The following is a 10,148-nucleotide window of genomic DNA, read 5'->3' as shown; positions in this document are numbered from 1 at the left end:
CCCCCCCCCCCCCCCCCCCCCCCCCCCCCCCCCCCCCCCCCCCCCTCCCCCCCCCACCCCCCCCCCCCCAGATTACTACGCGTCTCGTGGGCTCGGAGATGTGTATAAGAGACAGGCGCAGGAGCGCGGGCGGGTCACGGTCCGGGTCCCAGAGCACGGCGTCGGTCCTGCCGACCAGCTGCCAGCCGCCGGGGGAGTCCTGCGGGTAGACGCCGCTGAACTCACCGGCCAGACCGACGGACCCGGCCGGTACGCGAGGTCGCGGCTCGGACCGCCGCGGCACCCGCAGGCGCGGGTCGCCGCCGACGAGGTAGGCGAAGCCGGGCGCGAAGCCGCCGAAGCCGACCCGCCACGGGGTGCCGGTGTGCGCGCGCACGACCTCCTCGCGGGTCAGGCCCGTCAGCTCGGCCACCTCGTCGAGGTCCGGACCGTCGTAGACGACCGGGAGGTCGACCACGACGGCCGCGTCCGACGCGCCCGCCGCGTCCGACCCGTCCCGGCGCTCGTCCGCGTCGACGTCGAGCGACCCCGCGAGGTCGAGGCAGGCCCGCCGTACCGCGTCCAGACGCGGGGCATCGGCCCGGACGAGCACCGTCCGCGCGGCCGCGACGACCTCCCGCACGCCGTGCCACGGCCCCTTGCCACCCTGGACGAGGATGCGGGCCCGGTCGCGCAGGGCGACCGCCTCGGCGGTCCCGCTCACCTCGACGAGGACGGCGTCCTCGCCCATCGGCAGCACCCGGGCCCGCACGCGTCAGCCCGCGAAGGGGCGGATCTCGACGCCGGCCGCCTCGAGCGCGGCCCGGACGCGGCGCGCCATGACGACCGCCCCGTGGGTGTCGCCGTGGAAGCACACCGACGAGGCCGCGACCTCGATGTCGCGCCCGTCGACCGCGGTGACGACGCCTTCGAGCACGAGCCTCAGCACCCGTTCGGCGACCGCCTCCGGGTCGTGCAGGACGGCGCCCGGCTCGGTCCGCTGGAGCAGACGGCCGTCGGGGGTGTACGCGCGGTCGGCGAAGGCCTCGGTGACGACGGGCAGCCCCGCCTCGGCGGCGAGGTCGAGCAGGACGCTGCCGGGCAGGCCGAGCAGCGGCAGGGTGGGGTCGTACGCCGCGACCGCCTCGACGACGGCCGCCGCCTGGGCCTCGTGGTGCACGACGGCGTTGTAGAGCGCCCCGTGGGGCTTGACGTAGGCGACACGCGTGCCGGCGACGCGGGCCATCGCCTCGAGCGCACCGAGCTGGTACAGCACGTCGGCGGCGAGGTCCTCGGGCGCGACGTCGAGGAACCGGCGCCCGAACCCGGCGAGGTCGCGGTACCCGACCTGCGCGCCGACCACGACGCCACGCTGCACGGCCTGGCGGCACGTCGTGCGGAGCGTCAGCGGGTCGCCGGCATGGAACCCACAGGCGACGTTGGCGCTCGTGACGACGTCGAGCACGGCGGGGTCGTCGCCGAGGGTCCACGCGCCGAACGACTCCCCGACGTCGGCGTTGAGGTCGATCCGCATGCCACCGATCCTGCCCGATCCGGCACGGTTCGTGGACCGCTCGCGGGGATCCGCCCGCACCGCGGCGAACGGGGTGCGGGTGCTCCCCTCCCCTCCTGGGGAGCACCCGCCCGTCCACGGTCGAGGCCCCGTCGGCGCCCGACCGCGCGGTGAGCCCGGGCGCAGTCCCCCAGCGCCACGGGCTCACACCGGGAGGGACGCCGCACCTGCGGGACCATGTCGCGAAACACCGTGAACGGCCCGAATCGGTCGCGGCCTCTGGTCAAGGTCGGCGAACCGCGACATGATCCGGTCCCTCGGGCGTCTTCCCACCTGGGCCCTCGGACGAGCGGCGGCCCCGGAGACGCGGGACAGGGAGCGGCGCAGGACGTGGCAGGACCTCAGGAGGAGCACCGCGAGGAGCCGACCGACGCCGTGCTCGTCGACCGGGTCCGGGCCGGTGACGACGCCGCGTACGAGGCACTGTGGCGCCGGCACGTCGACGCGGCCCGGCAGCTCGCCGGCCGCGTCGCGGGCCCGAGCGACGCCGACGACCTCGCCAGCGAGGCCTTCACCCGGACCCTCCGGGCCATCCGGTCCGGCGGTGGGCCCGACGCCGCGTTCCGGCCCTACCTGCTGAGCACCGTGCGTCGCCTCGCCATCGACCTCGGCCGCCGCTACCGGGCGCGCGTCGTCCTGAGCGGGGAGGAGCAGAACCTCGACGCCCCGGACGAGCCCTCCGCCGAGGAGCTGGCCGTCGGCGCCGCCGACCGTGACGCCGTCTGGGCCGCATGGCAGTCACTCCCGGGCGAGGCCCGCGACCTGTTGTGGCGCCTCGTCGTGCACGAGCAGCGCCCGGCCGAGCTCGCGCCCGTGCTCGGCACGACCGCGAACGGCGTCGCCAGCCGGGGCAAACGGGCCCGCGAGCGCCTGCGCCAGGCCTACCTCGGTGAGCTCCTGGTGCGGGCCCCCGAGGGCGAGTGCCGCGCCGTGCGACGCCTGCTCGGCGGGTACGTCCGCGACGGGCTGTCGGCCCGCGACCGTGCCCGGGTCGATGACCACCTCGACACGTGCGAGCGCTGCCGGGCGGCGGTCGTCGGGCTCGTCGACGTCAACGAGACGATCCGTTCGGGCGTCGGTCCGCTCCTGCTGCCGGGCGTCTTCGGCGCCGGTGTCGTCGGTGCGACCGGTCGAGGCGCCGCCGGTTCGGGAACCGGGGCCGCCGGGGCCGCCGGGGCCGCCGGGGGCGCCGCCTCCGGCGCCGCCGGGGCTGGGACTCTCGCCGCCCAGCACGGGGTCGAGGGCCGGGCGGCGGCCGCGCCGTCGGCGTCCGGCGCGTCGGAGGCCTCGGGCGCCCGACGCGTCGACCTGCCCCTCGCCCTCGTCGGTGGCGCGGCAGCGGTGGTCGTGGCAGCCCTCCTGACCGTGCTCGGGCTGCTCGGACGCGGCACGCCGCCGGCCCCGGTGGCCGCAGGGGTCCGGCCGCCGGCGTCGGCCTCACCCGCGGACGTCGACTCGGCCACGCGGGCGTTCCCCGGCATCGTCCTCGGCGTTCCCGGCCCCCGGGCCGGGCGCACGGCGGCCGCGGCAGCCGTCGAGACCATCAGCGAGGCCGAGCTGCTGGTGGGCTCGCGGGGAGCCGTCGTCGACGCGTCGAGGCTCGCCCTCGCGACGCGGCCGGCACGCCAGCCGCCGGGCACGACGACCGGCCCGACGATCCCGACGTCTCCGCCGACGACGCGTCCGGGACCGGGGACCCCGTCGACGACCCCGGCGACGACCCCGGCGACGGCCCCGCCACCCACGACCGTGGTCGCCGGCGTGACCGTGGTGCTGACGTTCGAGCCGAGCGCCGATCGCGGGTACCGGGCCTCGATCGTCGCGCCCACCGGCTGGCTGGTCACCTCCGTGCGCGACCTCCACGGTGGGCGTCCGTTCGAGCACGTGTCCAGCCCGGTGAGCACCTTCGACCACACCCTGCGTCCGGGACTGCTCGTCGTGGAGGTGACGCCCCAGCCAGGTGCCGCGCCCGCGACACTGCTCGTCTCGTTCACCGACCGCAACGGCGTTCTCCTGCCGGGCTCGGGCACCTACCGACTGCCCTGAGAGCCGACGGCAGCGGACGAGAACGGGCGGCGGTCAGCGCAGCGCGTCGTAGAAGCGGGGAAGCCGGCGGCGGTAGCCGTCGAGCAGCTGCCACGCCACGGTGACGGAGTCGACGAGCGGGTGCAGCGCGAACGCCTCGACGGCGAGCCGCGCCGACCCCTCGCGAGCGGCCCGCACGACGAGCTCGTCGACGGCCTTGACCTGCTGGGCCAGGCCGAGCGCCGACCCGGCCAGCGGCGTCACGGGCAGCGGCCGCGGGCCGGACGCGTCGACGGCGCAGGGCACCTCGACGACGGCGTCCTCGGGCAGGCCGGGCAGCGTCGTGCCGTTGCGGACGTTGAGGATGAGCCGGGCCGGCTCGTCGCGGGCGATCGCCGCCATGAGCGCGAGGGCCACGCCCTCGTAGCCGCCGCCCTCGACGTCGGACTCGTCGCGCTCGTCGCCGTCCTCGGTGCGGGTCTCCTGCATGTACGTGGCGTTGCGCTCGCGTCGAACGGCATCCCAGACGGCGAACGGGTCCACCGACTCGCTTGCCGCCGTGTAGAACTGCGCCTGCTGACGGACGAGGTACTCGCCGCGCGTCTCGGTCGCGGCCGTGATCTGCGCGACGGCGTCGCGGGTGAAGTAGTAGTACCAGAGGTACTCGTTGGGCAGGGCCCCGAGCGTCTGGAGCCAGTCGACGCCGAAGAGGTGGCCCTCCTCGATGCCGCCGAGGCGCGCCGGGTCGGCGAGGAGGTCGGGCAGCACGTCACGCCCGTCGACGCGCAGGCCGGCGAGCCAGCCGAGGTGGTTGAGGCCGGCGTAGTCGATCTCGACGTCGTCGAGCCGGTGCCCGAGCGCCCCCGCGGCACGCTTGGCGAGGCCGAGCGGGGAGTCGCAGATGCCGACGACGCGCTCGCCGAGCACCTGCTGCATGGCCTGGGTGACCAGGCCGGCGGGGTTGGTGAAGTTGATGACCCAGGCGTCCGGCGCGAGGCGGGCCACGCGCTGGGCGACGTCGACGGCGACCGGCACGGTCCGCAGCCCGTAGCCGACGCCGCCCGGACCGGTGGTCTCCTGGCCGAGCAGCCCGAGGTCGAGGGCGATGCGCTCGTCGGCGGTGCGCCCCTCGAGCCCGCCGACCCGGATCGCCGAGAACACGAAGTCGGCGCCGTCGAGCGCGGCGTCGAGGTCGGTGGTCGCCCGGACGGTCGGCGCGGGCGCGCCCTCGGACGCGCCGGACCCGCCGGACGCAGCGGTGACGCCCGCGCGGCCCCGCGCCTGGGCGTCGAGGACGCGGCGCACGACGTCGAGGCGCGAGGCGTCGGTGTCGTGCAGGACGACCTCGGTGACGCGTCGGGACGCGTCGGCCGTGCGGTCGCCGAGGAGCGCGCCGTGGACGAGCGGGACGCGGAAGCCCCCGCCACCGAGCACGACCAGCCTCATCGCGTCCTCACCGAACCGACGCTAACAGGGTCGCCGTGGATGGCAGCATGGTTCCGATGCCGACGAGCTCCGCCTTCGACCCGCTCGCCGCCCGGCGCGCCGCCACCGGGCCGGACGTCGACGTCTTCGTCTGGGGGACGGTCTTCCTCGACATGATCTTCGCCGGCCTGCCGACGGCGCCCGCGCCGGGCACCGAGGTGTGGGCCGAGGGGCTCGCGTCGTGTCCCGGCGGCATCGCCAACCTCGCGGTCGCGACCCGTCGGCTCGGCCTGCGCACGTCGCTGGCCGCCGCCTTCAGCGACGACGACTACGGCGACTTCTGCTGGCGCACCCTCGAGGAGCAGGAGGGCATCGACCTGTCGCGCAGCCGGCGGTTCGCCGACTGGCACAGCCCGGTCACGGTGTCGATGTCGATGGACCGCGACCGCAGCATGGTCTCGCACGGCCACCCCTCGCCCGTGCCCGCGAGCGAGCTCATCGGCACCCCGCCGCGGACGCGCGCCGTCATGGTCGACCTCGCCGAGGACGAGGCGTTCGGCGCGGCGAGCACGTGGGTCGACCGGGCCCGCGCCGACGGCGCGCTCGTGTTCGCCGACGTCGGCTGGGACTCCAAGGAGCGCTGGTCGCCCGAGGTGCTCGAGCGGCTGGGCCGGTGCGACGTCTTCATGCCCAACGCGGTCGAGGCGATGGCCTACACCGGCACCCGGTCGACCGTCGAGGCCCTCTACGCGCTCGCCGACCGCGTGCAGGTCGCGGTGGTCACCGACGGGGCCAACGGGGCCGTCGGCATCGACCAGCGCACCGGCGAGGAGGCGCGCGTGCCGTCGCTGCGCGTCGAGGAGGTGGACCCGACCGGCGCCGGCGACGTCTTCGGCGCGGCCCTGCTCGTCGGGACGCTCGCGGAGTGGCCGCTCGAGCAGCGGATGCTGTTCGCGACGCTGTGCGCGGGCCTCGCGCTGCAGCAGTACGGCGGCTCGCTCGCGGCCCCGGGCTGGGGCGACCTCGCCGACTGGTGGACCGCCCTGGCCGCCGACGCGACCGACGACGCGTACCACCGGTCGCTGCGGCGCCGGTACGGCTTCCTCGACGACATCGTGCCGCGGGTGCCGACGATGGCCTGCCGCCGGGCGACCGCGACGATCGCCCGCCGCGCCGACGTCCACGACCTCGACTGACGCCGGCCCCCGTTCCCCGTCCGTGCACCGGTTCCACGCCGGTGCATCGGTGCATTCTCCGGAAGCGGTGAACCCTCGACGCAGGAGTGCACGCTTCCCGCAGGGGTGCAGCTCGCAACGCACATCGCTGGAGGATGCGCGCCCCTCTGGGGGACGGCGGACCGTCGACGCCAGGGCGCAGCGGTGACAGGGTGTGCCCATGGAGAAGTCGTCGCTGACCGCCCTCGCCCGGGAGCTGCTCGAACGCGCCGCCCAGGCCTCCAACGGCCGCAGCGCCGACACGGTCTACGGCGGCCACGAGCACGTGCTGCGCCAGACCGTCATCGCCCTGACGGCCGGGCAGTCGCTGGCCGAACACGAGAACCCCGGCGAGGCCACGGTGCACGTCCTGCGCGGACGCGTGCGCCTCAGCACCGACGGAGCCGCGTGGGAGGGGGCGCCCGGTGACCTGCTCGTCGTTCCGGACGCGCGGCACTCGCTCGAGGCGCTCGAGGACTCCGCGGTGCTCCTGACCGTGGCCAAGGTCGGCTGAGGCCGACGGCCCCCGAGGTCAGTCCAGGCAGAACTCGTTGCCCTCGACGTCCTGCATGACCTGGCACGACTCGTTGAAGCCGTCCGCGACGAGCAGCTGCACCCGCGAGGCCCCGAGGGCCTCGAGCCGCACCGCCTCGGCCTCGAGCGCGTCGAGGCGCTCCTGCCCGACGAGACCGGTGCCCACGCGCACGTCGAGGTGCACGCGGTTCTTGACGACCTTGCCCTCGGGGACCTTCTGGAAGAACAGCCGCGGGCCCACGCCCGTGGGGTCCTGGACGGCGAACGCCGACCCCTGCTGCTCGGGCGGCAGCGACCGGTCGAACGCGTCCCACGAGTCGAACCCCGGTGGCGGGTCGGGCACGACGTAGCCGAGCACCTCGCACCAGAACCGGCCCACGCGCTCGGGGTCCGCGCAGTCGAAGGTCACCTGCACCTGCCTCACCGATGCCATGGCCCCACCCTAGGGCGGCGGTCGGTCTCTCGCTCTGCGCGCGAGCGCCTCAGGCGTGGCTGCCGCGGTGCGCCGGGGAGTGCATCACCTCGCCGCGCTGGCGCACGAGCAGGGCGGCACCGACGACGATGCACACGATCTCGGCGATGGCGGCCGCCCAGACCGACCCGCCGCGCCACTCCGTGTGGACCCCGAGCAGGCCGACCGTCGAGGCGATCGTGAACGCGCCGAGCGTCGCCGCCCCGAAGCCGAGCGTGAGGAAGGCCGCGAGCCAGTGCCGCCACCACACGAGCAGCCCGGCGATGACGATGCCGGCCACGACGTTGACGAGGAACATCGGCCCGACGGTCTGGTCGCGCACACCGTTGAACCACAGGTAGAGGTGCACGGCGGCGGAGACGAGCAGCGCCACGGCACCCACGAGTCGCAGGGTCATGCTGACCCTCCCTTCTGCGTCGCAGCCGGCCGTCGGCTCGGCCCGCTGTTCGGTGGTCATAGGTGAGGACGTCCCGTGCCGCGGGTCGGTTCAGTCGCGGGTCCGGTCCCTTGGGGCGGTCAGCGGAACGAGGTGAGGACGCGGTCGCGCACCACGCTCATCGGCCAGACCGGCGCGCTGTCCGCGGGGCGCAGGCCGTCCTGCCAGCCCCACGCGGCCACGCGGTCGATGACGCCCCGGTCGCGGGTCAGCAGCGCGACGGGGACGTCGTGGGACGCGTCGTCACCCGAGACGACGCTGGCCGGCTGGTGGTCGCCGAGGACGAGGACGACCAGGTTGTCGTCACGGGTGTTGGTCAGCCACGACACGACGCTGTCGAGGGAGTAGGCGACGCTCTGGGCGTACGCGTCGCGGACCCCGGCGTCCGTGCGCCACACCACCTCCCGCGGCGTGGCCTGCCCGACCTGTGCGGCGAGGACCGAGCCGTCGCCGAGCGTCGACCACTCGACGAGCCGCGGCAGCGGAGCCCACGGGATGTGGCTCGTCACGAGGTCGACCTCGGCGAGGACCGGCCGCCGCGGCGACGACGCGAGCTCGAGGCGGTCGAAGGCCGACAGCGTGTACTGGTCCGGCATCGGCGCGTAGCCGAACCCGGGGCCGCGGTAGCCGAGCGTCCGGGCGTCGTAGACGCGGTCGTAGCCGTAGAAGTCGCGCCCCTCGGGCCAGTCGTGCCGGTTCGCGGGGATGACGTCGACGGTGCGCCACCCCGCCCGGGAGAAGACGCGGCTCAGGGTGAGGCGGTTCGTCGTCACGAGCTGGTCGTAGCGGGGCTGGCTGTCGACCCACAGCCCGGACTGGATGCTCGAGTGGGCCAGCCAGCTGAAACCCCCGAACGTCGGTGACGTCAGCCACGCGGTGCGCATCGAGTAGCCCTGCGTGGCAAGGGTCTTCGTGCCGGACACCAGCGCCTGCTCGACGAGGGGGGCGTCGAGCGCGACCTTGCCGTAGCTCTCGACGAAGACGACGACGACATCCTTGCCGTGAAGGGCACGGAGCATGGTGGACGGGGCGGCGCCGGCCAGCGGGTCGGTGCGGATGTCGGTCGCGAAGGCGGCGCGGTCGCGCAGGTCGTGGACGGCCTTGCGGGCCTGCTCGTCGGCGAGCGCCGCCGAGCTCGACGCCGCGACCGGCAGCCCGGGGGCGAGTGCCGCGCCGGACACGGCGGCCACGACCCAGACCCCGGTCAGGGTCACGAGGACGCGGCGCGCGGCGGTGCGGTGCCCGTCGGCGATGCGGGCGACCCGGCGCAGCGCCAACGGCACGGTGAGGAGCACCCCGACGAGCAGCAGCCCGGTCCCGACCGTGGCCAGCGTCGCGACGACGGGGCCGGACGCGTCCTGCACGAGCTCGACGCCCGACGACGCGTAGCGCCAGTCGCTGAGGAGGTTGAAGGGGCGGTAGAAGAAGACGTCGCGGAAGACGAGGTCGAGGGCCCGGACGAGCAGGAGCACCGCGAGGAGCACCCCGACCGGCGGGAGGATCCAACGGCGGACCCACCGCCCCGTCCGGCGGGGCACGGCGAGCACGAGGGCCCCGAGCACCAGTCCCTCGACCGGCACGCGCAGCAGGGCCCACGGGCTCACGTGGACCAGCGACGGCGGGGCGGTCAGGGCGACCCAGACGACGAGGACCGAGACGAGCGTCAGCGCAGCGCGGGCGACTCGCGCGACGCGTCCACCGGCGCCGAGGCGAAAGCGTCGGCGACGCTGCGGCACGTCTTCTCTCATCGGGTCGTCCGCGGTGGCAGGGGGATCCGCGGGTCGGCTGCCCCGACGAACGTCAGAGGCGACTCGGGGACGACCGGGCGGCTGACGGGCGCCTCGGTGCGCCGACGCCAGAGCGTGCTCGCCTCCGTGCCGAACGACACGGCGAGCGCGGCCAGGCCCACGCCGACGACGGCGGCGGCGACCGCCTCCGGAAGCAGCCCCGAGGCCGCAGCGGTGAGTCCGACGCCCTGCTGGGCGGCGACGGCCTTGCGCCACCGGCGGGCCGGCACGCCGCCGCGCAGCCACGGCGCCAGCCGCTGGGCCACGAGCAGCAGGTAGCGCGCCGCCCCGACGGCGAGCACCCACCAGCCGAGGCCGCGCGCGACGTGCACGGCGAGGACGAGGATGAGGAACGCGTCGGCCTCCATGTCGAACCGCGCGCCGAACGTGCTGACGGTGCCGGTCCGGCGGGCGACGCGTCCGTCGAGGGCGTCGAGGAGGAGCGCGAGCGAGGCCAGCCCCACGAGGGTCGCGAGGGCCAGCGGGCCGCTGCCTGCTGCCTCACCCGCGGTGGCCGCGTCGGCGACGAGGGCGGCGACGGCGCAGATCAGCACCGCGCGGGCCAGGGTGACGCGGTCCGCGGGCCCGGGCGTCCGTCGTCCGGTCCGCGTGAGCCCGTCGGCCACGAGGACGAACAGCCCGGTGGCACAGGCGATCCCGACCCACGTGCCCGCCGCGCCCAGACCCAGGACGGCCCTCAGGA

10 protein-coding genes are annotated in these 10,148 nt (G+C 75.7%); 3 read left to right on the top strand and 7 right to left on the bottom strand.

Annotated features, from left to right (window positions below):
* The coding region (locus tag ACPYOM_RS18195; protein ID WP_481347039.1) for a 5-oxoprolinase subunit B family protein at window positions 1-730 on the bottom strand (730 nt) is incomplete at its 3' end.
* A 24-nt stretch (window positions 731-754) separates the two neighbouring features.
* Window positions 755-1,513, bottom strand: coding sequence for a LamB/YcsF family protein (locus tag ACPYOM_RS18190; protein ID WP_481343285.1), 759 nt, complete (start codon window positions 1,511-1,513; stop codon window positions 755-757).
* Window positions 1,514-1,882: 369 nt separating this feature from the next.
* Here ACPYOM_RS18190 and ACPYOM_RS18185 point away from each other — a divergent pair, with 369 nt between their 5' ends.
* Entirely contained in the window at window positions 1,883-3,598 is a 1,716-nt protein-coding gene (locus ACPYOM_RS18185; RefSeq protein WP_481347038.1) for a sigma-70 family RNA polymerase sigma factor, read from the top strand.
* A 33-nt stretch (window positions 3,599-3,631) separates the two neighbouring features.
* On the opposite strand, the gene ACPYOM_RS18180 is transcribed toward ACPYOM_RS18185, so the two are convergent.
* Entirely contained in the window at window positions 3,632-5,023 is a 1,392-nt protein-coding gene (locus tag ACPYOM_RS18180) for a 6-phospho-beta-glucosidase (protein ID WP_481347037.1), read from the bottom strand.
* Between the two features lie 56 nt (window positions 5,024-5,079).
* On the opposite strand from ACPYOM_RS18180, the gene ACPYOM_RS18175 reads away from it, so the two are divergent.
* Together ACPYOM_RS18175 and ACPYOM_RS18170 are read left to right on the top strand one after the other, a co-directional pair.
* Window positions 5,080-6,198, top strand: a complete 1,119-nt coding sequence (locus ACPYOM_RS18175) for a carbohydrate kinase family protein (protein WP_481343281.1) — start codon at window positions 5,080-5,082, stop codon at window positions 6,196-6,198.
* A gap of 199 nt (window positions 6,199-6,397) precedes the next feature.
* Window positions 6,398-6,730 (top strand): cupin domain-containing protein, encoded by a 333-nt coding sequence (locus ACPYOM_RS18170; RefSeq protein ID WP_481343280.1) that lies wholly within the window; start codon window positions 6,398-6,400, stop codon window positions 6,728-6,730.
* An 18-nt stretch (window positions 6,731-6,748) separates the two neighbouring features.
* Here the strand turns inward: ACPYOM_RS18170 and ACPYOM_RS18165 are convergent, their stop codons facing one another.
* The 4 genes from ACPYOM_RS18165 to ACPYOM_RS18150 form a co-directional block, all read right to left on the bottom strand.
* Window positions 6,749-7,183: a VOC family protein gene (locus ACPYOM_RS18165; RefSeq protein WP_481347036.1), complete on the bottom strand. Its 435-nt coding sequence runs from the start codon at window positions 7,181-7,183 to the stop codon at window positions 6,749-6,751.
* Between the two features lie 49 nt (window positions 7,184-7,232).
* Window positions 7,233-7,619 carry a hypothetical protein gene (locus ACPYOM_RS18160; RefSeq protein ID WP_481347035.1) on the bottom strand — a complete coding sequence of 129 codons (387 nt, stop codon included), beginning with the start codon at window positions 7,617-7,619 and terminating at the stop codon, window positions 7,233-7,235.
* Between the two features lie 119 nt (window positions 7,620-7,738).
* Entirely contained in the window at window positions 7,739-9,406 is a 1,668-nt protein-coding gene (locus tag ACPYOM_RS18155; RefSeq protein WP_481347034.1) for an alkaline phosphatase family protein, read from the bottom strand.
* Window positions 9,403-10,148 (bottom strand): CDP-alcohol phosphatidyltransferase family protein (locus ACPYOM_RS18150; RefSeq protein ID WP_481347033.1); only part of this gene is annotated, 746 nt, incomplete at its 5' end. The genes ACPYOM_RS18155 and ACPYOM_RS18150, both read right to left, overlap by 4 nt.

It is taken from the genome of Monashia sp. HAY1-2A (assembly GCF_056755315.1).
The sequence above is the reverse complement of the archived record's forward strand: the minus strand, read 5'-3'. Positions and strand labels throughout refer to the sequence as shown.